At 27.0% G+C, this 24,374-nt stretch carries 23 protein-coding genes and 1 pseudogene; 6 read left to right on the top strand and 18 right to left on the bottom strand.

The genetic code is table 11. The annotated features are described in order from the left end of the window. Positions 1-9: 9 nt before the first annotated feature. From NBW53_RS03815 to deoC, 6 genes are all read right to left on the bottom strand, one after another. Complete coding sequence (locus tag NBW53_RS03815) at positions 10-963, bottom strand: ABC transporter permease (protein WP_250278759.1); 954 nt, start codon at positions 961-963, stop codon at positions 10-12. Beyond that, positions 963-2,048, bottom strand: coding sequence for an ABC transporter permease (locus NBW53_RS03810; RefSeq protein ID WP_250278758.1), 1,086 nt, complete (start codon positions 2,046-2,048; stop codon positions 963-965). Before NBW53_RS03810 ends, NBW53_RS03815 begins: the two co-directional genes overlap by 1 nt. Continuing rightward, positions 2,041-3,570 (bottom strand): ABC transporter ATP-binding protein, encoded by a 1,530-nt coding sequence (locus tag NBW53_RS03805; RefSeq protein WP_250278757.1) that lies wholly within the window; start codon positions 3,568-3,570, stop codon positions 2,041-2,043. Before NBW53_RS03805 ends, NBW53_RS03810 begins: the two co-directional genes overlap by 8 nt. 21 nt (positions 3,571-3,591) lie before the next feature. Then, on the bottom strand, positions 3,592-4,002 hold the full coding sequence (gene cdd, locus NBW53_RS03800; RefSeq protein WP_250278756.1) for a cytidine deaminase: 411 nt from the start codon (positions 4,000-4,002) through the stop codon (positions 3,592-3,594). 18 nt (positions 4,003-4,020) lie between these two features. Next, positions 4,021-5,190, bottom strand: a complete 1,170-nt coding sequence (locus tag NBW53_RS03795) for a phosphopentomutase (RefSeq protein ID WP_250278755.1) — start codon at positions 5,188-5,190, stop codon at positions 4,021-4,023. 187 nt (positions 5,191-5,377) lie between these two features. Then, the gene (gene deoC / locus NBW53_RS03790) at positions 5,378-6,043 is read right to left on the bottom strand and encodes a deoxyribose-phosphate aldolase (RefSeq protein WP_250278754.1); all 666 of its coding nucleotides are present in this window, start codon (positions 6,041-6,043) and stop codon (positions 5,378-5,380) included. Positions 6,044-6,296: 253 nt separating this feature from the next. Between deoC and aroC the strand changes: the two genes are divergently transcribed. Genes aroC through NBW53_RS03775 form a run of 3 tightly spaced genes read left to right on the top strand, consistent with a single transcriptional unit; the run spans position 6,297 to position 9,398 of the window. Continuing rightward, complete coding sequence (gene aroC / locus NBW53_RS03785) at positions 6,297-7,430, top strand: chorismate synthase (protein ID WP_330651650.1); 1,134 nt, start codon at positions 6,297-6,299, stop codon at positions 7,428-7,430. Positions 7,431-7,472: 42 nt separating this feature from the next. Further along, a complete protein-coding gene (gene lysA, locus NBW53_RS03780) occupies positions 7,473-8,738 on the top strand; it encodes a diaminopimelate decarboxylase (protein WP_250278753.1) in 1,266 nt (421 codons plus the stop codon). Positions 8,739-8,762: 24 nt separating this feature from the next. Further along, a complete protein-coding gene (locus tag NBW53_RS03775) occupies positions 8,763-9,398 on the top strand; it encodes a lactate utilization protein (RefSeq protein ID WP_250278752.1) in 636 nt (211 codons plus the stop codon). Between the two features lie 288 nt (positions 9,399-9,686). On the opposite strand, the gene NBW53_RS03770 is transcribed toward NBW53_RS03775, so the two are convergent. Next, on the bottom strand, positions 9,687-11,762 hold the full coding sequence (locus NBW53_RS03770) for a heavy metal translocating P-type ATPase (RefSeq protein WP_250278751.1): 2,076 nt from the start codon (positions 11,760-11,762) through the stop codon (positions 9,687-9,689). Then, positions 11,759-12,088 (bottom strand): ArsR/SmtB family transcription factor, encoded by a 330-nt coding sequence (locus tag NBW53_RS03765; RefSeq protein ID WP_408647050.1) that lies wholly within the window; start codon positions 12,086-12,088, stop codon positions 11,759-11,761. Before NBW53_RS03765 ends, NBW53_RS03770 begins: the two co-directional genes overlap by 4 nt. A 330-nt stretch (positions 12,089-12,418) precedes the next feature. Here NBW53_RS03765 and NBW53_RS03760 point away from each other — a divergent pair. After that, positions 12,419-14,008, top strand: a pseudogene (locus NBW53_RS03760) (PTS transporter subunit EIIC); the annotation flags it as partial. Between the two features lie 383 nt (positions 14,009-14,391). Here NBW53_RS03760 and NBW53_RS03755 read toward each other — a convergent pair. From NBW53_RS03755 to remA, 7 genes are all read right to left on the bottom strand, one after another. Beyond that, positions 14,392-15,096 carry a zinc metallopeptidase gene (locus tag NBW53_RS03755; RefSeq protein WP_250278749.1) on the bottom strand — a complete coding sequence of 235 codons (705 nt, stop codon included), beginning with the start codon at positions 15,094-15,096 and terminating at the stop codon, positions 14,392-14,394. A gap of 37 nt (positions 15,097-15,133) precedes the next feature. Next, positions 15,134-16,060, bottom strand: a complete 927-nt coding sequence (fmt, locus tag NBW53_RS03750) for a methionyl-tRNA formyltransferase (RefSeq protein WP_250278748.1) — start codon at positions 16,058-16,060, stop codon at positions 15,134-15,136. A 12-nt stretch (positions 16,061-16,072) separates the two neighbouring features. Next, on the bottom strand, positions 16,073-16,528 hold the full coding sequence (gene def, locus NBW53_RS03745) for a peptide deformylase (RefSeq protein ID WP_250278747.1): 456 nt from the start codon (positions 16,526-16,528) through the stop codon (positions 16,073-16,075). A gap of 13 nt (positions 16,529-16,541) precedes the next feature. After that, positions 16,542-18,767 carry a primosomal protein N' gene (priA, locus tag NBW53_RS03740; protein WP_250278746.1) on the bottom strand — a complete coding sequence of 742 codons (2,226 nt, stop codon included), beginning with the start codon at positions 18,765-18,767 and terminating at the stop codon, positions 16,542-16,544. Between the two features lie 104 nt (positions 18,768-18,871). Beyond that, a complete protein-coding gene (gene rpoZ / locus NBW53_RS03735; RefSeq protein WP_250278745.1) occupies positions 18,872-19,222 on the bottom strand; it encodes a DNA-directed RNA polymerase subunit omega in 351 nt (116 codons plus the stop codon). Then, positions 19,223-19,837, bottom strand: coding sequence for a guanylate kinase (gene gmk / locus NBW53_RS03730; RefSeq protein WP_250278744.1), 615 nt, complete (start codon positions 19,835-19,837; stop codon positions 19,223-19,225). A 21-nt stretch (positions 19,838-19,858) separates the two neighbouring features. Then, positions 19,859-20,143, bottom strand: a complete 285-nt coding sequence (remA, locus tag NBW53_RS03725) for an extracellular matrix/biofilm regulator RemA (RefSeq protein ID WP_250278743.1) — start codon at positions 20,141-20,143, stop codon at positions 19,859-19,861. A 146-nt stretch (positions 20,144-20,289) separates the two neighbouring features. On the opposite strand from remA, the gene NBW53_RS03720 reads away from it, so the two are divergent. Both NBW53_RS03720 and hpf read left to right on the top strand, forming a co-directional pair. After that, positions 20,290-21,078: a M23 family metallopeptidase gene (locus NBW53_RS03720; protein WP_250278742.1), complete on the top strand. Its 789-nt coding sequence runs from the start codon at positions 20,290-20,292 to the stop codon at positions 21,076-21,078. 407 nt (positions 21,079-21,485) lie between these two features. Continuing rightward, positions 21,486-22,028 carry a ribosome hibernation-promoting factor, HPF/YfiA family gene (gene hpf, locus NBW53_RS03715; protein ID WP_250278741.1) on the top strand — a complete coding sequence of 181 codons (543 nt, stop codon included), beginning with the start codon at positions 21,486-21,488 and terminating at the stop codon, positions 22,026-22,028. 186 nt (positions 22,029-22,214) lie between these two features. On the opposite strand, the gene NBW53_RS03710 is transcribed toward hpf, so the two are convergent. Genes NBW53_RS03710 through NBW53_RS03700 form a run of 3 tightly spaced genes read right to left on the bottom strand, consistent with a single transcriptional unit; the run spans position 22,215 to position 24,333 of the window. Then, positions 22,215-23,120 carry a dihydroorotate dehydrogenase gene (locus NBW53_RS03710; RefSeq protein WP_250278740.1) on the bottom strand — a complete coding sequence of 302 codons (906 nt, stop codon included), beginning with the start codon at positions 23,118-23,120 and terminating at the stop codon, positions 22,215-22,217. Next, positions 23,117-23,899 carry a dihydroorotate dehydrogenase electron transfer subunit gene (locus tag NBW53_RS03705; protein WP_250278739.1) on the bottom strand — a complete coding sequence of 261 codons (783 nt, stop codon included), beginning with the start codon at positions 23,897-23,899 and terminating at the stop codon, positions 23,117-23,119. Before NBW53_RS03705 ends, NBW53_RS03710 begins: the two co-directional genes overlap by 4 nt. Positions 23,900-23,913: 14 nt before the next feature. Continuing rightward, positions 23,914-24,333, bottom strand: coding sequence for a hypothetical protein (locus NBW53_RS03700; RefSeq protein WP_250278738.1), 420 nt, complete (start codon positions 24,331-24,333; stop codon positions 23,914-23,916). Positions 24,334-24,374 lie beyond the last annotated feature (41 nt).

The following is a 24,374-nucleotide window of genomic DNA, read 5'->3' as shown; positions in this document are numbered from 1 at the left end:
TTATCCCCCTTATCTTGAACCTTTATCATAAGGTATACCTGCTGCTTTAGGAGCTTGAGAATTTTTAGATAAAAATGTCAAGGCTACTAAAGTTATAAAATACGGTAACATTTTATATATTTCATTTGTTATAGGTAAGTCTTTGATAAATGGTATTGTAGAATGTGCACTAGATAAAGTTTTCATAATACCAAAGAAAAATGCTGCAACAAATATTCTAGGAACTCTCCATTGTCCAAATATTAAAACAGCTAAAGCAAGAAACCCATATCCTGCAACTGTTGCATTAAAGTTTGTTGAAGTAGGAACGATAAATACAATACCTCCCATACCTGCTAATACACCAGATATTATAACACCTGCATATCTTATTTTATAAACATTAATACCTACAGAATCTGCTGCTTGAGGGTGTTCACCACAAGCTCTTAGCCTAAGTCCAAATTTTGTTTTATTAATTACAATATATGAAATAATACATATTAAAATTCCTATATAAGTAGTAATATACACATTTTTAAATAGTAAATCTCCTAATATTGGTATTGAACTTAAAACTGGTACTTCTTTAATAAAAAAAGTATTTGTAAAAGGTATTTGTTGTGTTTGTTGTATTGTTCTTGCTGTAAATATAGCAAAAGCTGGTGCAAAAAGATTTAAAGCTGTCCCACTTATTGTTTGGTCGGCTTTAAGATTTATTGATGCAAAAGCATGTAATAAAGAAAATAAACCTCCTGTAATGCCCGCTACCAATAAAGCTAATATTAATAGTGTTTGTCCAGACATAGAATTTTCAAATTGATTTATAAATAATATACCTGTAAAAGCTCCCATTAGCATTATACCTTCAAGTGCAATATTTATAACACCACTTCTTTCAGAAAACATACCACCTATAGCAACTATCAAAAGAGGAATAGCAAATGACATAGTTTGTTGTGCTATAAAATAAATTATTTCCATTATTTTTTCTCCCCTTTCTTAGATTTATTTATTATTTTAGATATAATATTTTTAAACAATAAAGCAAAAGCACCAAAGTATATAATAGATGCAATAATCATATCTATAATTTCTGGAGCATATCCATGCAACTGAAGATTAGTTCCTCCAACTCTTATATGTGCTATAAATAATCCTGCTAAAAATACACCAATTGGGTTTGATTGTCCAAATAAAGCAACAGATATTCCACTAAATCCTTCTGGAGCTATAACATCTAAAACTTGTATGTATTTTCCGGCACCATAAAGATACATTAAACCTCCACCAATACCAGATAATAAACCAGCTATAACCATAGCAAGTACTATGTTTTTCTTTTCATTTATACCAGCATATTTACTAGCAAATTTATTTTGTCCACAAGCTTTTAGCTCATACCCTATTGTTGTTTTTTCAAGCAATATATATATTATTATTACAAAGAGTAATGCTATTACAATTGCATAATTTATATTTGTATTACCTATTCCAAGTTTTGGTATAATAGCACTTTTAGAAACTTCTAAAGATTGATTTCTAAGTTGGTCAAAAATATTTCTTGTAACCAACATATTAACTAAATACATACCTATATAGTTAGTCATAATAGATGCTATAACCTCATTAACATTTGCAAAGGCTTTTAATATGCCTGGTATTGCACCCCATAAAGCTCCTGCTATACCGGCACCTATTAAAGCTACTATCCAGTGTATACCCTCTGGTAAAAATGTCCATTTTACACCAATATAAACAGCTACATAAGCTCCTATTATAAATTGTCCTGAAGCACCAATATTAAAAAGACCTGTTTTAAATGCAAATGCAACAGATAAACCTGTCATAATAATTGGTGTAGCAAAATATATAAATCTAGAAATACCTGTTAAACCATCAGTAAATCCACCTTTTAAAATTGTTAAAAATCCATTTACAGCTTCTGTTGGATTACTTATAAAAAGAACTAAAAAAGCAAATATAAATCCTGCTAATATGGCAAATAAAGATGAGGAAAAGTTAATAAGTCCTTTATAATCTCTTTGTTTTTTTTCATTATTATGCATTTTTCACACTCCTTTTTGTACCAGCCATATATAATCCTAATTCTTGTATAGTTACTTCTTTAGGGTTAACATCTGCCACTATTTCACCTTCATACATAACTAATATTCTATCACTAAGGTTCATAACTTCATCAAGTTCTAAAGATACTAATAATACTGCTTTTCCTTTATCTCTTTGAGCCACTAATTGGTTATGTATATACTCTATAGCTCCAACATCAAGCCCTCTAACTGGTTGTACTGCTATTACAAGCTCTGGATTTCTGTCAAGCTCTCTTGCTATAATTGCTTTTTGTTGGTTACCACCAGACATACCTCTTGTTATAGAATTTTCACCTTGTCCACTTCTTATGTCAAATTTTTCTATAAGATATTTAGCATAAGATTTAATTTCATTAAACTTTAAAAATCCAAATTTTTGAAAACGTTTAGTAAAATAACTTTGCAAAACAAGATTTTCTTGTAAAGTATAGTCTAATACAAGTCCATATTTATGTCTATCTTCTGGTATATGTGCAAACCCATTTATACATTTTTTTCTTATACTATATTTTGTAACGTCCTTTTCTTTTAGTTTGACTTTACCACTTTCTATAGGCATAAGACCAGTTATAGCATATACAAGTTCAGATTGACCATTACCATCAATACCTGCTATACAAACTATTTCACCACTTTTAACTTCAAATGATACATCTTTTACATTTTTTTTACCAGTATCTTTAGATTTTACAGATAAATTTTCTACTTTTAAAATAGATTCACCTATTTTAGCTGGTTGTTTTTCAATATTAAGGTTTATTTTTCTACCAACCATCATTTCAGACATTTCTTCTTTAGATGTGGTAGCAACATCTACTGTTCCTATATATTTACCTTTTCTAATAACACTACATCTATTTGCAACAGCTTTTATTTCATTTAGTTTATGTGTAATAAATACAATAGATTTCCCCTCTGCTACAAGGTTTTTCATAGTAGCCATAAACTCATCTATTTCTTGTGGTGTTAAAACTGCTGTTGGTTCATCAAATATTAATATATTGTTATCACAATATAACATTTTTAATATTTCTACTTTTTGTTGCATACCAACTGTTATATCCGATATATAAGAATCTAAATTTATTTGAAATTTATATTTTTCTATAAGAGCTTCTACTTTTTTTCTAGCGTCTTTCATCTTTAAAAATCCACCAGATGTTGTTTCTCGCCCTAAAACAATGCTTTCTAATACAGTAAAATTATGCACTAATTTAAAATGTTGATGTACCATACCTATTCCTAAGTCATTAGCATCATTTGGGTTATTTATTTTTACTTCTTTTTCATTTATTTTAATAGTACCTTTTTCTGGTTGATAAAGCCCAAATAAAACACTCATTAAAGTAGACTTTCCAGCCCCATTTTCACCTAAAAGAGCATGTATTTCGCCTTTTTTAACTTTTAAAGTAATATCGTCATTGGCTTTAAAGTTTCCAAATTGTTTTGTAATATTATTCATTTCTATTACATAAGACAAAAAAATCACCTCCTTATAATTTTATAAATCATCTTTTGTAAAAGCAAAAGGTAATATTTCATCTAATGTATATTCTTTATAATCATTCTCGCTTTTACCTAAAATAACTTTAAAATCTTTTATGTTACAAAATTCTGCCATAACTTGTCTACATACACCACAAGGTGCACAATATTCTCTTTCTTCTTCTTTTGCTCCTTTTGGGCTACCAACAATAGCAATAGCTTCAAATTTTGTTTCACCTTCAGATACTGCCTTAAAAAATGCCGTTCTTTCAGCGCAGTTTGTTGGAGAATATGATGCATTTTCTATGTTACACCCAGTATATATCTTGCCCGATTTTGTAAGTAACGCTGCTCCAACCTGAAAATTAGAATATGGAGAATATGAAAACTTTTGAGCTTCCAACGCTTTTTTTACTAACTCTTTCATAGTTTATAACCTTTCTAATTATTTAATTATTTCATTTAAGAAACTTGTACCATCTATGTTTCCTTCTAAATCAAATATATCTAATATAGTTTTTGCAATATCTGCAAATGTATGTCTTGTACCTAAAGATACATTTTCTTTTATGTTATTACCATAAACTAAAAGTGGTACATTTTCTCTAGAATGGTCTGTTCCTTTAAATCCAGGGTCACAACCATGATCTGCTGTTATAATAAGTATATCATCATTTTTCATATTTTTCATAAATGTTCCTAATTGTTCGTCAAATACAGTAGCTGCTTTTGCATATCCTTCTATGTCATTTCTATGTCCATAAACCATATCAAAATCTACTAAATTTATAAATGCAAGACCTGTAAAATCTTTATCTTGTAAAGCAATTGTTTTTTCCATACCATCTACATTGTTTACAATACTTGTAGTTTCTTTAATTCCTTTACCTGCAAATATATCATATATTTTACCTACACCAATAGTATCTAAATTAGCTTTTTCTAAGCAATCTAACATTGTATCTTTAGGAGGCAATAAAGAATAATCGTGTCTTCTAGGTGTTCTTTTAAAAGGATACTCTCCTTCAAAAGGACGAGCTATAACTCTTCCTACGCCATCTTTTCCTTTTAAAATATCTCTAGCTATATGACAATATTCATATAATTTTTCAATAGGTACAATATCTTCGTGAGCCGCTATTTGAAAAACACTATCTGCTGATGTATAAACAATTAAAGCTCCTGTTTTTATATGCTCATCACCATAATCTTTTATAACTTCTGTTCCAGAGTATGGTTTATTACATATAACATCTCTACCTGTTTTTTCTTTAAATTCATTTAGTATGTAATCTGGAAATCCATTAGGATAAGTAGGAAGTGGATTTTCTGATATAATACCAGCTATCTCCCAATGTCCTATTGTTGTATCTTTTCCCATAGATGCTTCTTCTAATCTTCCATAAGCACCAATAGTTTTTTCTTTACTTTCTTTAAAATCTATTTTATCAATATTAAAAAGTCCTATATTAGCCATATTAAGTGTGTTGTATTCTTTTGAAGAAACAATCGTTTTTAATGTGTTGCTTCCTTCATCTCCAAAAGCTTTAGCATCTTTTGCTTCACCTATTCCATAACTATCTAAGACTATTAAAAATACTCTTTTTGCTTTCATATTATTACCTCCTTAACTTATGTTAATTAAATTTTATCACATTATAATAAATTATGCAAATTTTAGTAACTTTTATATAATTTTTGTATATTTTTTATATAACTTTTATATATTTTGGTCTAAAGCTTAATTAATAAAGCCTGTATTACATATTAAATAAAATACATAATACAGGCAACTAATCTTATTAATATCCTGTAACTTTTTGATTTTTTAAAACTTGACAAATAGAGCTTGTCCCTAATCTTGTTGCACCTTCTTTAATAAAGTTTTCTGCATCTTCAATAGTTTTAACTCCACCTGCTGCTTTTATAGCAACATTTTTATCTACATTTTCTTTCATAAGCTTAATATCCTCTAAAGTTGCACCATTTGTACCAAATCCTGTTGATGTTTTTATAAAATCTGCTTTTGCATTGCTAACTGCTTTACAAAGAGCTATTTTTTCATCTTCTGTTAAATAACAAGTTTCTATTATTACTTTTAAAATATTGCTACCTATTGCATTTTTTATTTGTCTAATTTCTTCTTCTATTTTGTCAAATAAACCTGCTTTTGCATCTCCAATATTTATAACCATATCTATTTCTTTAGCACCATTTTCAATAGCATCTTTAGCCTCTTCTATTTTTATTTTAGTAGTGTTATAACCTAAAGGAAATCCTATAACTGTGCAAACTGGTATATCATTTTTTAAATAATCACTAGCTTGTTTTACATAATAAGGCGGTATACAAACAGAAGCTACTTTCATCTCTTTTGCCTCATCACAAATCTTTTTAATGTCTTCCCAAGTTGCCACTGGCTTTAATAATGTATGGTCTACTTTTTCTATAATATGTCTCATATGCATACTCCTTTATAATTATTTTTATTCTAAGTAAATTTGTCAATTAATGTTATATTATTTTTATATAATATATAGTTTTACCACAATTATAAAATCTATTGACCTCCTTATGTTTAAAAATTATTACTATTATCTTTATAAAAATAGAATATCATACATATAAAATTATGTAAATAGCTTTATACAATAATTTTTATATTATTTAAAAAACTTTATGTTTTAAATTATTTTATAGAAAAATTTATATTTTTATAGTATACTATTAATAATTTATTGGAAAGAAGGTGATTTTATATCTGGTTCTATATATGGTAATATTTTTAAAATTTCTACTTGGGGCGAATCTCACGGTAAGGCAATAGGTGTTGTTATAGACGGTTGCCCCTCCGGTGTTTATATATGTGAAGAAGATATTCAAAAAGAGCTTGACAAAAGAAAACCTAATATCAATAAATATTCCACAAAAAGAGAAGAAGAAGACAAAGTTATTATAATGTCTGGTGTATTTGAAGGCAAAACAACTGGAACTCCTATTTCTTTAATAATTTTTAATAAAGACTATATATCTAAAGATTATGATAATATAAAAGATATTTATCGTCCTTCACATTCAGATTTTACCTATGACAAAAAATATGGTTTTAGAGATTATCGTGGAGGTGGAAGAGCCTCTGGTAGAGAAACTATTGGTCGTGTTTGTGCTGGTGCTATAGCCAAAAAAGTTTTAAAAGATTTAGGTATAAATATTTTAGCTTATACTTCATCTGTTGGTAAAATAAAACTAAAAAATATAGATTTTTCTTATATTAATGAAAGTCCTTTAAAAATCCCTTCTAAAGAGACTACAAAAGAAGCAATGATTTTTTTAGATAATATTATAAAAGAAAATAACTCTATTGGTGGTACTGCACGTTGTGAAATAAGCGGACTAAAAGCTGGTATAGGCGAACCTGTTTTTCAAAAACTAGACGCTATACTTTCTATGGCGATTATGTCTATTGGTGCTACAAAAGGTATAGAATTTGGTTTAGGGTTTTTAGCTAGCGAAAAAAAAGCAACAGAATATAATGACTGTTTTTATGTTAAAAATAATACTGTATCAAAAGCTACAAACAATTCTGGTGGTGTTTTAGGAGGATTATCTGATGGAGATAAAATACTTATTAATGTTGCATTTAAACCTACTCCTTCTATATCTATCCCACAAAATACGATAAATACTTCTTTAAAAAATGAGACTATCAAAATAAAAGGAAGGCACGACCCATTTATAGTTCCTAGAGCAATACCTATAATTGAAGCTATGGTTGCTATAACTTTATTAGATTATATATTAATAAATATGACAAAAAAAATAGACTGTGTTAAATACTCTTACTTAAATTTTTAATTTAAACACTAATTATATAAATTTAATACAAGGAGGCTTGTTATGCAAAAATTAATATCAAAAGTTACAGATAATACAAATTTTTATATGGGACATTCACCTATAGATTTAATTGAAAAATATGGTAGTCCTTTATATGTATACAATGAAAAAATACTTCGTGAAAAAATAAAAGAGATGAAAAATCTTGTATCTTATAAAAATTTTATAGTAAACTATTCTGCAAAAGCTAATAGCAATTTAGCTATATTAGAAATAGTAAATCAAGAAGGTTTAAATGTTGATGCTATGTCTATTGGCGAAATGTATATTGAATTTAAAGCTGGTTTTTCTCCAGAAAAAATATTTTTCATAAGTAATAATGTTTCTAAAGAAGAAATGCAATATGCAATAAATAATAATGTTTTAATAAGTGTAGACTCTATATGTCAGTTAGAACAATTTGGGCAAATAAACCCTGGTGGTAAAGTTGCTGTTCGTTTTAATGGTGGAATTGGTGCAGGTCATCACGAAAAAGTTATAACTGCTGGTAAAAATACAAAATTTGGTGTAAATTCTAATGAAATAAAATTACTTAAAGATACTTTAAAAAAATATAACCTAACGTTAGTAGGTATAAATCAACATATTGGTTCATTATTTATGGACGCAAATAAATATATCGAAGGTGTTTATGCGATCTTATCAATTGCTAAACAATTTGAAACATTAGAATTTATAGATTTAGGTGGCGGATTTGGCATACCATACAATAAGCTAGACGAAAATTATAATACTTTAGATATTAAATATCTTGGTGAAAAATTAAATGAAATATTTGAAGACTTTTCTAAAGAATATGGTAAAAAAATTAATTTTAAAATAGAGCCTGGTAGATATATTGTTGCAGAATGTGGTGTTTTATTAGGCACTGTACACGCTATAAAAAATAATGAAAATAATAAATATGCTGGTACAGACATAGGGTTTAATGTATTAGCAAGACCTGTTATGTATGATTCACATCACGACATAGAAGTTTATAGAAAATCTGATGAAAAATCTGACAAAATAGAACCAATAACAGTTGTTGGTAACATATGTGAAACTGGTGATATAATAGCTAAAAATAGACTATTACCTAATTTAAAAAAAGGTGATATTTTAGGAATATTAGATGCTGGAGCTTATGGACACGTTATGAGCTCTAACTATAATAATAGATTACGCCCTGCCGAAATATTAATAAGGGAAAATGGAGAAATTGTTGTTATAAGAAAAAGAGATACTTTAGAAGATATTGTTAAAAATTTTATATCTTTAAATTAATTTTAATGTAATGGAGGCTTTTTTATGACACCAAAAGAACTATATAACAATATTAATTCTAAAAAAATTATAGAAAACTTAGAAAAAAGAAATATGCAAGGCTTTTTTGTAAAAACAAAAGAAGATGCTTTAAAAAAAGCTTTAGAGCTTATTCCAGAAAAATCAACAATATGTTGGGGTGGTTCTCAAAGTATATTACAAATAGGTTTAATAGATGCGCTTTATAATGGTGATTATCAACTTTTTGATAGAGCAAAAGCAACCACTCAAGAGGAAATTGACTCTATTTATAGAAAAGCATTTGATAGTGATTTTTATCTTGCTAGTGCTAATGCTATTACATTAGATGGCAAAATAGTTAACATTGATGGAACTGGTAATAGAGTGGCTGCTATGATATATGGACCTAAAAATGTTATTTTAATAGTTGGTATAAATAAAATAGAAAAAGATCAAGCTTCTGCTATTGATAGAGTAAAAAACTACGCCTCACCTATAAATGATATGCGTTTAAATAGAAATACTCCTTGTAAAATTAAAGGAAATTATTATGATTGTTTATCTTCTGAAACTATATGTTGTGTTACCTCTATAACTAGATATAGTAGGTATAAAAATAGAATAAAAGTTATATTAGTTGAAGAAGAACTTGGATATTAATTTAAATATATAAAAACACTCTAATTTTTATATAAAGTGTTTAAGACTGTAGACAAAATATTTTATTAGTAATTTTTTTATTTTTATGCTTTGCATAAAAATTCATGGGGCTTTGCCTCATATTGTGTAAAAAGCTAGATTTATAGGGGCTTTAGCCCTTATGCGAATAAATCTGCTTTTTTTCATACAATAACTCAAAAAAATAATAAAATTATTTTTTTGAAAGGTTGTAGACAAAGTCTACAACCTCAAACACTCTAATTTTTATATAGAGTGTTTTTATTTACTTTATTTTATTTTTTTCCTCATAGCATTTAATATTGCTATTACAGATACACCAACATCTGCAAAAACACCTTCCCACATTGTAGCATATCCAAATACTGCCAATACTAATACTATAAATTTTATTGATAAAGAAAAGATAATATTTGATTTTACAATTTTTAATGTTTTTTTACTTATAGTTATAGCATCATTTATTTTTCTTAAATCATCATTCATTATAACAACATCTGATGCCTCTATTGCCGAATCTGAACCAACGCCTCCCATAGCTATTCCAACATCTGATATAGCTAAAACCGGTGCATCATTTATTCCATCTCCAACAAAAGCAACTTTATTATTATTTTTTTCTTTTATAGATTCAAATATACTTACTTTATCTTGTGGCAATAGCTCAGAGTAAACTTCATCTATATTAATATAATTAGAAACATAATTTGCCGTTTCTTTTCTATCTCCACTTAACATAACTGTTTTAGATATTCCAGACTTTTTCAACATTTTAATTGTTTGTTTTGCTTCTTCTTTTATTATATCTGATACTAATATATATCCTATACATTTTTTATTTTTAGCTACATAAACAACTGTTCCATTTTCATTAATTTTTGTATGTTCTACATTATATTTATTTAATAACTTACTACTTCCAAGTAAGATTTCATCTTCAGAAATCTTACCTTTTATACCATACCCACTTATTTCTTCAAAATCTTCAACTGTTTTAATTTCAATATTAGATACACTATTTTTACAATATTCTACTATAGATTTAGCAACAGGATGTATAGATAATTGTTCTAAACTATACACTATATTTAAAAATTCTAATTTATCAGTTTCATTTGTCTCTATTTTACTTATTTCAAAAACACCTTTTGTTAGTGTACCAGTTTTATCAAAAACTATTGTATCTATAAGGCTCAAATTTTGCATATACATACTACCTTTTATTAATATACCTCTTTTTGAAGCCTCACCTATACCGCTAAAAAAGCTTAAAGGTATAGAAACAACTAAAGCACAAGGACAAGAAGATACTAAAAATACTAAACTTTTTTCTATCCAATCTATAAAATTAAATCCAGTAAACAATGGAGGTATTATAGCTAAAAATAATGCACACATAACAATTATAGGTGTATATATTTTTGCAAATTTAGTTATAAAACTTTCTGTTTTAGATTTTTTACTTGAAGAATTTTCAACTAAATCTAATATTTTTGACACAGTCGAATTTTTATACTCTTTAGTTACTTTTATTTTTATTACACTATTGTTATTTATGCTTCCGCTTAAAATTTCATCTCCAGTAGTAACTTTTCTAGGTACCGATTCACCTATTAAAGCACTCATATCTAAAAATGAACTTCCTTCTATAACTACACCATCAAGAGGTACTTTTTCTCCTGGCTTTACAATTATTATATCATCTATATTTATGCTTTCTGGTTCAACTTTTTCTCCATTTTCTTTTGTTGCATATTCTGCTTTTATATTTATTAATGATTTTATAGCATTTCTAGATTTTCCAACTGCTTTTTCTTGAAAATATTCTCCTATTTGATAAAATAACATAACAGCTACTGCTTCTGGATATTCACCTATTATTATAGCTCCAACAGTTGCTAAGCTCATTAAAAAATTTTCATCAAATACTTTTCCTCTAACTATATTTTTTAATGCTTTAAGGAGTATATCATACCCTAAGGTTAAATATGAAATCGCATAAATTAATATATTGTTAGTAATGTTAGCCATAATAAATATAATTATGCCTAATGATATTCTTATTAATTTAATTTTATCATATTTTTCTTTAACACTTTCTTTGGTTTGTGTATTTTTAGATATTGGCTCTATTTTTACTCCAGGTTCTATTTTATCTATAAGATTTTGAATATTTTTAACCTCTGTTTTTATATCAACAAAATCTTTAAAATTTATTTTTATAGTTTTATTTATAAAATCTAAATTAGCATTATCTACAATATCTAATTTATTTATTTGTTCTTCAATAAGACCTGCACAATGTGCACAATCTAAGCCTATTATGTTAAATTTTTCTGTTTTCATTTTTCATCAAAGCCCTCCTTATAATTTATCTTGTGCAATAAATGTGAAAGCCCTTGGCTTAAAATTTCAAATACATGAGAATCATCTAAAGAATATATAACCGCTTTACCTTCTTTTCTAAATTTTACTATATTATTTTGCCTTAAAATTCTTAATTGATGAGAAACTGCCGATTGATTCATTCCTAAAGCTTCTACTAAATCTCCGACGCACATTTCACTTTCTAATAAAGTATATAATATCTTTACTCTAGTAGAGTCAGAAAAAACTTTAAAAAAATCTGCCATATCATAAATTATCTCATCTGATAAAGATTTAGATTTAATAAAATCAACTTTATTTTTATCAAAACAATTACAAATATCTATTTTGTTATTATCCAAAATAACGCCTCCTATATATGAATATCTGTTCATATATTTATGATATTATAAATTTTTTTCTTTGTCAATAGAAAAATATATGTATATTTTAAAAGTAAATTATATCGAATTCTAGTAAACCTTGACAAAAATGCTTAAATATAGTATGATTAATATCTGGTTATAGCAAGTTATATAGTTAATTTGCATATTTTATTAGTTTAGTATACACTTACATTGTATATTTTAAATAATTTTAGCTGTTAATTATTAAAAATAAAGGAGTATGTATTTATGAAAGATAAAATTTTTGCTGTTTTGCAACGTATAGGTAGATCTTTTATGCTCCCTATAGCTATTTTACCAGTAGCCGGATTGTTTTTAGGTATAGGTGGTTCCTTTACTAACGAAACTATGTTACAAACATATAATCTCACTGGTATTATGGGTCCAGGCACTGTTTTAAACGACTTTTTCTCTATATTAAATAGTGCTGGTGGTGTTGTTTTTGATAATTTGCCTATAATATTTGCTATGGGGGTAGCAATAGGTATGGCTAAGGCTGAAAAAGAAGTTGCAGCTTTATCTGGAGCTATTGCATTTTTTATAATGCACTCATCTATTAGTGCATTAATCAAAATAAATGGTGGCGCAGAGCAAATGTTATCAGGTTCTACTACATCTGTTTTAGGTATAACATCTTTACAAATGGGTGTTTTTGGTGGTATTATTGTAGGTTTAGGTGTTGCTGCTTTACATAATAGGTTTTATAAAATAGAGCTACCACAAGTTTTATCATTTTTTGGTGGAACAAGATTTGTGCCTATTATAAGTGCTATTGTATATCTTTTTGTAGGTATTTTAATGTTCTTTATATGGCCTACTGTTCAAATGGGTATAAATAAAGTTGGTGCTTTAGTTATTAGCTCAGGCTATGCTGGTACATTTGTATATGGATTTATGGAAAGAGCTTTAATACCTTTTGGTTTACACCACGTGTTCTACCTTCCATTTTGGCAAACTGCCGTTGGTGGAACTGCTATGGTAAATGGTGTTTTAGTAGAAGGTGCTCAAAATATCTTCTTTGCAGAGCTTGCTAGCCCTGGTATCCAACACTTTAACACAGAGGCAACAAGATTTATGTCTGGTAAATTCCCTCTTATGATATTTGGTTTACCTGGTGCTGCATTAGCTATGTATAAATGTGCTAAACCAGAAAAAAGAAAAGTAGTTTCTAGTCTATTAGTATCTGCTGCGCTTACATCTATGTTAACAGGTATAACAGAACCTTTAGAATTTACATTCTTATTTGTTGCACCTTTACTATATGTTATCCATTGTGTATTTGCAGGTCTTGCTTATATGATAATGCATATATTAAAAGTTGGTGTTGGTATGACATTCTCAGGCGGTCTTATCGATATGACATTATTTGGTATAATGCAAGGTAATGAAAAAACAAATTGGATAAATATTGTATTTGTTGGCATTGTATATTTTGTAGTTTACTTCTTTTTATTCTACTTCCTTATCAAAAAACTTAACCTTAAAACTCCTGGTAGAGAAGATGAAGATGAAGAGGTTAAACTTTATACAAGAGCTGACTTAAATGCTAAAAAAGATTCTAATAAAAATAATGATAATAACAATGATGAACTTTCTGCTATGATATTAGAAGGTCTTGGTGGAAAAGATAATTTAAGCGACGTAGATTGTTGTGCTACAAGACTTAGAATTACAGTAAAAGACCCTGAAAAAGTTAATGAAGCTATATTAAAATCTAGTGGTGCATCTGGTGTTATTAAAAAAGGACAAGGTGTACAAGTAATATACGGTCCTAAAGTTACTGTTATAAAATCTAATTTAGAAACATATATTAATAGTTTATAAAAATGTAATTATCTCATAATTAATTAACAGCCATTTTTGTCAAATATGAGTGTATCTTATAAAAAAGTGTAGTTTATACTACACTTTTTTAATGTATGTAAAATATCTTTTAAAAATCTATACTTAAAGATTTATAAATAATAAAAATGCTATATATATAATTTTTTAATATTAACCTATTTCAAATAACATTTTTTTTAACTATTAATTTTTATTAAAATTTTATAATAATTTTGGTATGTAATATTTTATATATTAATTTATATAGCATTTTACAACTTTATATATGCTATAAAATATTTCTAAAAGTCCTTTATTAATCAATAAAAAAGGTTATATTTAGCACTTTATATAGCTAATATATAACCTTATAAAATTTAATCTTCTCTATTATTTAAAATAACTATTAATCTTAATAATTGTAATATACCTGTTAAAGCTGCCGCAACATATGTTAAAGCTGCCGCTCCTAAAACTTTTCTAGAACCATCTACTTCGTTTTTTTGTAAAAAAGAATACTCTTCTAACATATCTAAAGCTCTTTTAGATGCATTAAATTCTACTGGTAATGTTATTATTTGAAAAATAACAACTGCTGTAAATAAAAATATACCTATTTTTAACAATAAAATACTGCTACCCATAAATCCAAATATTAAACCGATTGTTATTAATATCCAAGATACTCTTGAGCTAAAGCCTACAATAGGCGCTATACTACTTCTAATTGTTAAAGGCATATAGCCATAATGATGTTGTATTGCGTGGCCTACTTCGTGTGCAGCAACACTTAAAGATGCAATACTATTTCCATAGTAAACATCATTAGATAGCCTTACAACTTTTTTCATTGGGTCATAATGGTCACTTAATCTACCACCTATCATTTCAACAGAAACATCTGATATTCCAGCAATTCTTAAAAGCTCTTTAGCAACATCTGCTCCCCTTAACCCTTTACTACTAGCTATTTGAGAGTATCTTCCATAAGCCGAGCTTATTTTAAGCTGTGCTATACTAGCTAATATTACACCAGGTATTATTATAAGCATTGTCGGGTCAAAAAAAGTTCCATAAAACATAACAAACACCAACCTTTAAATTTTTATATAAAATATACTAACACAATATTACATTTTTTTCAATAGAATGCCCTCTTAAATAATCTGAAGTTTTCATTCTTTTGCCACCTTTAGCTTGCAATTCTTTTATTATTATAGAAGAATCTTTAGTTTTTACAACAAAGCCCTCTTTTTGTATATCAACTATTTCTCCAATATTGCCATTATAGCCAAATACTTCTTCTGCTTCACTTATTTTAAAAACTTCATCTTTATATATAGTATAAGCCATAGGTATAGGATTAATACCTCTTATTAAGTTTATTATATCTTTAGAAGTATTATCCCATTTTATATGTCCCATTTCTTTAGTTATCATAGGAGCATAAGTAGCTTCATCATGTTGTTGTTTTTTTGCATTAACATTACCATTTTCTATTAAATCTATAGCTCTTATAAGGGCTTCTGCCCCAACTATACTCATTTTATCGTGTAATGTTTTATAAGTTTCTGTTTTTTCTATGATGATTTCTTCTTTTAAAATCATATCTCCAGAATCTAATCCTTTTTCCATATACATAATGGTTACACCTGTTTTTTCTTCACCATTTATTATAGACCATTGTATAGGTGCTGCTCCTCTATATTTAGGAAGTAAAGAACCGTGTACATTTATACAACCATACTTAGGTATATTTAAAACTTGTTCTGATAAAATTTGTCCATAAGCTACAACAACGAATAAATCTGCATTTAATTTTTTAAGCTCTTTTACAAAGTCTTCATCTTTTATTTTTTCTGGTTGATAAATTTTTTCTATTCCATTATCAATAGCAAATTGTTTAACTGGTGTATTTACAAGTTTTTTTCCTCTTCCTTTTGGCTTATCTGGTTGAGATATAACTGCAATAACATTATGTTTTTCAATAAGCTTTTTTAAACTTTCTACGGCAAAATCTGGCGTACCCATAAAAACTATATTCAAAAAAATCACTCCTTATACATCTTCTATTTCACCTTCTACTTTATCTATATAAAGTATACCATCTAGGTGGTCTATTTCGTGGCATAAAGCTCTAGCCATAAGCTCTTCACCTTCTACAACTATTTTTTCTCCATATCTATTTAGACCTTCTACTTTACAATAATTTGGTCTTCTAACATCTCCAGCTTTGTTAGGAACACTAAGACAGCCCTCTTCTCCAAATTGTTCTCCATTAGTATCTACAATAACTGGATTTATAAGCTCTATAAGCCCTTCACCAATATCTATAACTATAACACGTCTAAGCACTCCTACTTGAGGTGCTGCTAATCCAACACCATTAGCATCATACATAGTGTCTGCCATATCATCTAAAAGCTCTAATATTTTATCATTTATTTCTGTTACTTCTTTTGATTTTTTTCTAAGAACCTCATCTGTTGATAACCTAATTTTTCTAAGTGCCATTACTTATCCTCCTTTATTGTATATAATTAGGGTTTAAACTTAATATAATATTTAGTTTATTAACATCTATTTTCTGTTTTAAAATATTGACACAGTATATAACAAAATTTTTAAGCCTAATTTCATCTGAAGCCTTTATCATTATCTTGTATCTATATTGTTTATTTACTTTATAAATATACGCTTTAGCTATATCTGATAAATAAAAATTAGTCTTTTGATTATAATATACCATAACTTTATGTAAAAAATTTATAGCTTTTAAAACTTTTTGTTCATCTTCACCAGATATCATTATAAAAAATATATTTGAAAATGGTGGATAAAACGTAATTTCTCTTTCTAATATTTCTTTTTCATAAAAACCAACATAATCATTATTTTTAGCAAAAGTTATACTATAATGCTCTGGGTTATATGTTTGTATAAAAACTTTACCCTTAGCATCTGCCCTACCTGCCCTACCTGCAACCTGAGTTAAAAGTTGAAAAGTATTTTCAGCACTTTTATAACCACCTGTATTTAACATAATATCTGATGCTATAACTCCAACTAAAGATACTTTAGGAAAATCTAAACCTTTAGCTATCATTTGAGTACCTATTAAAATATCTGCTTTATGTTCTTTAAAATCATCTAATATATTTTGATGGCTATTTTTTTTAGTTGTAGTATCTATATCTATTCTCATTACTCTAGCATCTTTAAAATATTTTTTTATTTGTTCTTCTATTTTTTGAGTACCAATTCCAAAATATTTTATATAATTAGAGTTACAGTTAGGACAAACAGTAGGAACATTTTCTATACTATTACAATAATGACATATAAGCTTATTTTCTTTTAGATGATATGTATAGCTTATATTACAGTTTTTACACTCCATAACATACCCACATTTTCTACAAGATACAAATGTAGAATGCCCTCTTCTATTTAAAAATAAAATAGTTTGCATTCCACTTTCGAGATTTTCTTTTATAGCTTTAAAAAGTTCCTTGCTAAATATAGATGTATTACCCATTTCCAACTCTTTTCTCATATCTATTACATTTATGTCTGGCATATTATTATTTACTCTTTCATCTATACAAACTATATCATATAAGTTATTTTGCGTTTTATAATAAGTATCTATACTAGGTGTTGCACTACCAAGAACAAGAGTTGAACTTGTTAAGCTACATATTTTTTCTGCTATTTCTTTAACATTATACTTAGGTGTACTTTCAGATTTATAAGTAGACTCGTGTTCTTCGTCAATTATTATTATACCTAAATTTTCAAATGGTGTAAATATGGCAGATCTAGCTCCTATCATAATATCAATTTCATTATTTTTAGCTTTCTGCCATTGTTCAAACCTTTCTCCATCACTTAACCTAGAATGTGTTACACTAACTTTTTTACCAAATCTACCTATAAATCTTTCTACTGTTTGTGGCGTTAAAGATATTTCTGGTACAAGAATAATAGCTTGTTTTCCCATATTTAAAATATAATCTATTAATTGTAAATATACTTCTGTTTTTCCACTACCTGTAACACCGTGTAAAAGTATAGGTTTATTGCTTTTTTCATCTATTTTTTGCTTTATAAAATTTAAAGCATTAGTTTGTTTATCATTCAAATTTAAATGTTGTGTTTTATTGTATTTTTCTATATTTATTACATTTCTTTTTATTTTTTTAGAACTTATTTTTATAATACCATTTTTTTCTAATGTTTGTATTGGGCTTAAGCTTATTTCTAATATATTTTTTATTTCATAAATACTAACATTATCATTTTTTAATAAAAATTTTAAAACTTTACTTTGTGCATTATTTTTAAGTATTATATTATTGATTTTTTCTTGAATATTAGGAAGCTCATAATTTATATTGGCATATTTATATGTTTTATCTTTCATTATTTTAGGCATAATACACTGTAAACATTCAGATAAACTACAATAATATTTATCTGCCATAAATTTTGCAACCTCTATCATATTTTTATTAAAAATTGTATATTCATCTGGTAAACTATATATGTTTTTTATATATTTTTCATCTATATCTATAATATCTGTAAAACCTATTACATATCCTTCTCGAATACGATTTGCTTTACCAAAAGGTACAAAAACTCTCATACCTATACAAATATTTTGTTGCATATTTTCTGGTATAGCATAATGAAAAATTTTATCTAATTTTTCATTAGTTATATCTAATATTATTTCTGCATATTTCATAAGTTTTCCACCTTAATTAATATTAAAATAAATAAGTTTTACATTAAATTTTTATTTTATAAACTAATTTAAAAAGTCTTTGATATTACAAAGACTTTTTAAATCTATTGGTCTATTTCTTCATTATCTACTTCATTAGTTTGAGTGTCTAAATCACTAATATCTATATCATTTATATCTAAATCATTTATTTTATTTTCCATTTCATTATTAAAAACTAAAACTGTACCTTCTCCTTCAGGAACAACTTTTATTTTATTATTTAATATTTCATCAACAGCCGTAGAAACTGGTTTACCTGGTCTATTTTTAACCATTGGTTCATCACCTTCTATTATTTGTCTTGCTCTTTTAGCTGCAGCAATAACTATAGTATATCTACTTGTTATTTCATCACTTTCATTACTATTTTTATTTAATACATCCATTAATTCTGCATAAGATGGTTTTAACATCTATTCTTCAACTCCTTCTAAAAATATATCTATTAAACCTGTATGTCTTTTAGCAGACATTTTTTCGCTTTCAACTATATTATTTATATCTTTAACAGCTTCTTCAACTATGTTGTTTATAACTATGTAGTCATATTTATTAATAAGAGTTATTTCTTCTCTTGCTCTTTTCATACGCATATTTATTTTTTCTAAAGTTTCAGTAGCTCTTTTTTCTAATCTATTTCTAAGCTCAGTTATATTAGGTGGTGTTAAAAATATAAGTATAGCATCTTTATATCTTTCTTTAACTTGTAAAGCACCTTGAACTTCTATTTCTAAAATAACATTTTTACCTTGTTCTAATTGTTCTTGAACATAAAACATAGGCGTGCCATAATAATTTCCACAAAACTCGGCATATTCTAAAAGTTCATTTTTTTCTATCATTTTTTTAAATTCTTCAGTATCTCTAAAAAAATAATGTACTCCATCTACTTCACCTTGTCTAGCTTCTCTAGTTGTTATAGATGTAGATAAAGCGTATGATTTGTTTTTTATAAGCTCTGATACAACTGTGCCCTTACCAGCACCAGAGGGGCCAGATACTATAACCAACAATCCCTTCTTATTCATTATTTACTCTCCTTTGAAAATTTATTCCATGTCACATTCATCTTGTTCAGAATCGTTGTTTTCTTTAGTAACAATTCTATTGGCTACTGTTTCTGGTTGTACAGAAGATAATATTATGTATTCGCTATCTGTTATAATTACAGCTCTTGTTCTTCTTCCATATGTAGCATCAACAAGTTGCCCTTTATCTCTTGCCTCTTGTATTAGTCTTTTTATAGGTGCAGATTCTGGGCTTACTATAGCTATAATTCTATTAGCCAAAACAATATTACCAAAACCAATATTTATAAGCTTTATAGCAGGCATAAAATCCTCCATTAATATTTATTTTTATATATTATACTAAAAAAATCAAATTATTTAAAGTGTTTTTTTATTTTTATTTAAAAATTTTTTATAAAGATTGAATAATATTTACAACTAAGTCAATAATAAGATTGGAGGTGTTATTAATGAATAACAATAATAACTTTTTTAAAAAGAACGGATTTTCTATTGCTTTATGTTCTTTTATAGCAATTGCTATTGTTGCCAGTCTTTATTTATCCTATAATAGCTTTACTAAGGAAGATAACCAAATAGTAAAAACAGAAGAAGATACTTACTTTGAACCTGTTAATAAAAGTGATGTAAAAAGCTACAAAGAAACTGAAATGTCTACAGAAATAACAACTACTACAAATTACCAAAAAACTTTAAAAGATTCAGTTACAACTACTACAAAATCTGAAGATTTAAAAACAGAAACTACTACAAATGAAACCCAAAATAATAGTACTTCACTTAAAGAAGATGAGAAAATTTTTAGTTTATTTGATGATGAACAAGAAATGTCTTGGCCTGTGTTTGGTAATATAGTATCTAAGTTTGATATGTCAACTTCTGTATATGATAAAACACTTGACCAATACAAAGTAAGTGATTCTATTTGTATATCTACTCCAGTTGGCACAGATGTAAAGGCTACCGCAGAAGGTATTGTAGAAAATATATTTTTAGATGATGAAATAGGACAAACTGTTGTTATCAACCACGGTAACGGTTGGGTATCTACATACAGTCAACTAGAAGAAAATGTATCGGTTGCTGTAGGTGATGTTGTAGATGAAGGTCAAGTTATTGGTAAAGTTTCAGAACCTTCAAAATATGGTGTTGCACTTGGTCCACATTTAGACTTTAAGGTATTAAAAGATGATACACCAAAAGATCCAACAGAAGTTTTATCTCAACAAAATGAATAATAAATAACTTATCTTAAAAACCACAAACTTTTATTAATTTTGTGGTTTTTATTAATTGTATAATGTTTTATGAAAAAAATATAATTTTTTCGCACAAAGACCAAAGTACTTAACAATCTAACTTTTTAGCAATCTAAGACAAAGCATAAAAATGAAAAAATTAGTCTAAAATATTTTGTATTTAGTCTAATTATATTAAATATTTTATTTTGTAAAAATTATAATTTAAAAAATGAATATAATTTAATAGTCAAAATTAACAAATTATATATATTTAAAAAAGTATTTTTTATTAACTTTTTTTAAGATATATAAAAGGAATTTTATTACTTTTGTAGAATAATATATATTATAGATAAATAATTAATAATACTTATCTAATAATAGGATAAAAGGGAGTGTTAGTTATGCGTTACACATTTAAAGCTAAAAATACTACTGTTACAGACGCTTTAAAAGAAAAAATTACAAGTAAAATTGATAGATTAGAAAGGCTTTTTCCTGAAAATACAGATATAAATGTAACTTTATCTGTTGTTAAGCTAGATCACAAAATAGAAGTTACTGTTAACCTTCCTAAAAGAGTTTTAAGAGCAGAAGTTACAAGAGATGATATGTATGTTGCTATTGATGAAGTTGTTGACAAATTAGAAAAACAAATGGTTAAATATAAAAATCGTTTAAGAGATAAATCTCGTAGAGATGTTTCATTTACAGATGAATTAAAAGCTATTTCTGATGAAATAGATACTGAATATGAAGAAGATACTATTAAAATAGATAGAACTAAAAAATTTGAAATTAAACCTATGGACCCTGAAGAAGCCGTTATGGAAATGGAACTTATCTCTCATAATTTCTTTGTATTTAGAAATGCTACAACAGATGATATTAATGTTGTTTATAAAAGAAAAGATGGTTCTTACGGTCTTATAGACCCAGAATATTAAAATATATAAGGTTGTAGACAAAGTCTACAACCTTATATATTTTTATTTTAAGTCAAACCACCATTTTATGATTAAAATTTTTATTAAAATCATAAAAATAAAAAAATTAATCTAAAATATTTTATCTCTAATCTAAAATGATTAAGTTATATAAATATAACTTAATCATTTTTATTTTAATATATATTAATCTACTATTCCTCTAATCTCTCTTAAATCTTTAATATTGTATCTATCCATATAACTTTTTATGCCCTCTAAAACATCTATTGTAGCATAAGGATTAATAAAATTTGCAGTACCAACAGCAACACCACTAGCACCTGCTAAAATAAATTCTATAGCATCATCACCATTAGATATACCGCCCATACCGATAATAGGTATATTTACAACTTTATTTACCTGATAAACCATTCTAACAGCAATAGGCTTAATAGCAGGACCACTCATGCCACCCATTTTTTTAGCTAATATAGGCTTTCTTTTATGTATATCAATTTTCATACCAGTAATAGTATTAATAAGTGATATTGCATCTGCTCCACCAGTTTCACTTGCCTTAGCTATTTCTGTTATATCGGTAACATTAGGTGTAAGTTTTACAATAAGTGGTTGTTTAGCTACTTTTTTAACAGTAGATACTACTTTTTCAACCATTTTAGCATCTGTGCCAAAACTAAGACACCCTTCTGCTACATTAGGACAAGATATATTAAGTTCTAAAGCATCTATATCTGCCTCTTGTAAACTTTCCACAACAGATACATATTCATCTAAAGAATGTCCACAAACATTAACTATTATTTTAGTATCAAACTGCCTTAAAAATGGTATATCCTCTTTAATAAAAACATCTACACCAGGATTTTGTAACCCTACACTATTTAACATACCACCATAAACCTCTGCTATTCGTGGTGTATCATTACCTGTCCAAGCGGTTTTAGAAACTCCTTTTACAACTACTGCGCCTAGCTTGTTTAAATCTACAAAATCGACATATTCTTTTCCACTGCCAAATGTTCCAGAGGCATTCATAACAGGATTTTTAAACTCTACATCACCTATTTTAAAACTTAAATTTTTCATTTATATACCACCTCTAAAGAATTGAAAACAGGTCCATCTTTACAAACTTTTTTATGTACAATTTCCCCATTTTCAAATATTTTTATAACACAACCAACACAAGCACCTATTCCACAAGCCATTCTCTCTTCCATAGATACTTGTGTATAAATATTTTTATCTTTAGCATATTGTGTTAAGGCATAAAGCATAGGCTTTGGTCCACAAGAATATATATAGTCACCTGTTATATTTTCTTTTTTCATAAGTTCAACAACATTTCCTTTAAAACCTACAGAACCATCATCAGTTGCTATATAAACAGTAGCACCTAATTTTTCAAAATCTTCTTTTAAAAATTGACCTGTTCTAAAACCTAAAATAACAATTTTTTTACCTTTAACTTGTTTACAAGTTTCTAAAAGTGGAGGTACGCCTATTCCACCACCTACAAAAATATGCGTTTTTTCTTCTTCAAAAATTTTATAACCATTTCCACAGTTACCTAATACTCTAATAGTATCACCTTGCTTCATAGTAGAAAAAAGGCAAGTCCCTTCACCTATTTTTTGATAAACAATCCTTAAAGTCTCTTTTTCTTTGTCTATTTCACAAATACTTATAGGTCGTGGCAATAAATTTTTATTATTATCAGGATATAGCTTTATAAATTGGCCGGCTTTAGCATCTCTAGCTAAAGTAGTATGTAAAACCATATCAAAAATATCAGGTGCTATTTGCTCATTTTTTAAAATTGTAGCATTTACCACTGTTTTTTTCATTTTTTTAGACCCTTTCATATATAATAAAACTGCTATAACAGTTCATAACTTAAATCAAATTTTCCTTTTGCTTTTTCATAAATTACCCTTAAATAATAAACTTCATTTGAATTTACTTTTAAAAATTTTTCATTATCTTCCCTATCAAAACTAGTTATGGCATTTTTATTTCTATCAAGTAAATAAATATAAATTTCTCCTTTTTCTATATTATTATTTAATATAAATTTAATATTGTTAAAATCTTTTGTTTTAATTTTTTGCATTATATAACCAGTAGCTTTTTTTGCTTTAAATCCCATACCTTCCTTATAAAACAACGAATATTTAAAAACTATCATATATGACATATTAAAGTATATTGGATAACCCAAATTATATCTAATTACAAATATCCCAACTACTACCAAAATAATAAGTACTGGTTGTAAAATACTTAATACATTTTCCATAAATATATCACCTTCAGATATAACCCCTAAAAAGACGAAAG

Origin of the sequence: [Clostridium] colinum (assembly GCF_940677205.1) — a bacterium.
Taxonomy (GTDB): Bacteria; Bacillota; Clostridia; order Lachnospirales; family CAG-274; genus Tyzzerella; species Tyzzerella colina.
The sequence above is the reverse complement of the archived record's forward strand: the minus strand, read 5'-3'. Positions and strand labels throughout refer to the sequence as shown.

Coding starts and splice junctions, on each gene's coding strand:
- NBW53_RS03720 (WP_250278742.1), top strand. CDS start 20,290: ATGAATAACAATAATAACTTTTTTAAAAAGAACGGATTTTCTATTGCT.
- NBW53_RS03775 (WP_250278752.1), top strand. CDS start 8,763: ATGACACCAAAAGAACTATATAACAATATTAATTCTAAAAAAATTATA.
- NBW53_RS03755 (WP_250278749.1), bottom strand. CDS start 15,096: ATGTTTTATGGAACTTTTTTTGACCCGACAATGCTTATAATAATACCT.
- deoC (WP_250278754.1), bottom strand. CDS start 6,043: ATGCATATGAGACATATTATAGAAAAAGTAGACCATACATTATTAAAG.
- NBW53_RS03700 (WP_250278738.1), bottom strand. CDS start 24,333: ATGGAAAATGTATTAAGTATTTTACAACCAGTACTTATTATTTTGGTA.
- NBW53_RS03795 (WP_250278755.1), bottom strand. CDS start 5,190: ATGAAAGCAAAAAGAGTATTTTTAATAGTCTTAGATAGTTATGGAATA.
- priA (WP_250278746.1), bottom strand. CDS start 18,767: ATGAAATATGCAGAAATAATATTAGATATAACTAATGAAAAATTAGAT.
- gmk (WP_250278744.1), bottom strand. CDS start 19,837: ATGAATAAGAAGGGATTGTTGGTTATAGTATCTGGCCCCTCTGGTGCT.
- def (WP_250278747.1), bottom strand. CDS start 16,528: ATGGCACTTAGAAAAATTAGGTTATCAACAGATGAGGTTCTTAGAAAA.
- cdd (WP_250278756.1), bottom strand. CDS start 4,002: ATGAAAGAGTTAGTAAAAAAAGCGTTGGAAGCTCAAAAGTTTTCATAT.
- lysA (WP_250278753.1), top strand. CDS start 7,473: ATGCAAAAATTAATATCAAAAGTTACAGATAATACAAATTTTTATATG.
- hpf (WP_250278741.1), top strand. CDS start 21,486: ATGCGTTACACATTTAAAGCTAAAAATACTACTGTTACAGACGCTTTA.
- NBW53_RS03810 (WP_250278758.1), bottom strand. CDS start 2,048: ATGCATAATAATGAAAAAAAACAAAGAGATTATAAAGGACTTATTAAC.
- NBW53_RS03815 (WP_250278759.1), bottom strand. CDS start 963: ATGGAAATAATTTATTTTATAGCACAACAAACTATGTCATTTGCTATT.
- NBW53_RS03770 (WP_250278751.1), bottom strand. CDS start 11,762: ATGAAAACAGAAAAATTTAACATAATAGGCTTAGATTGTGCACATTGT.
- NBW53_RS03710 (WP_250278740.1), bottom strand. CDS start 23,120: ATGAAAAATTTAAGTTTTAAAATAGGTGATGTAGAGTTTAAAAATCCT.
- NBW53_RS03705 (WP_250278739.1), bottom strand. CDS start 23,899: ATGAAAGGGTCTAAAAAAATGAAAAAAACAGTGGTAAATGCTACAATT.
- remA (WP_250278743.1), bottom strand. CDS start 20,143: ATGCCTGCTATAAAGCTTATAAATATTGGTTTTGGTAATATTGTTTTG.
- rpoZ (WP_250278745.1), bottom strand. CDS start 19,222: ATGTTAAAACCATCTTATGCAGAATTAATGGATGTATTAAATAAAAAT.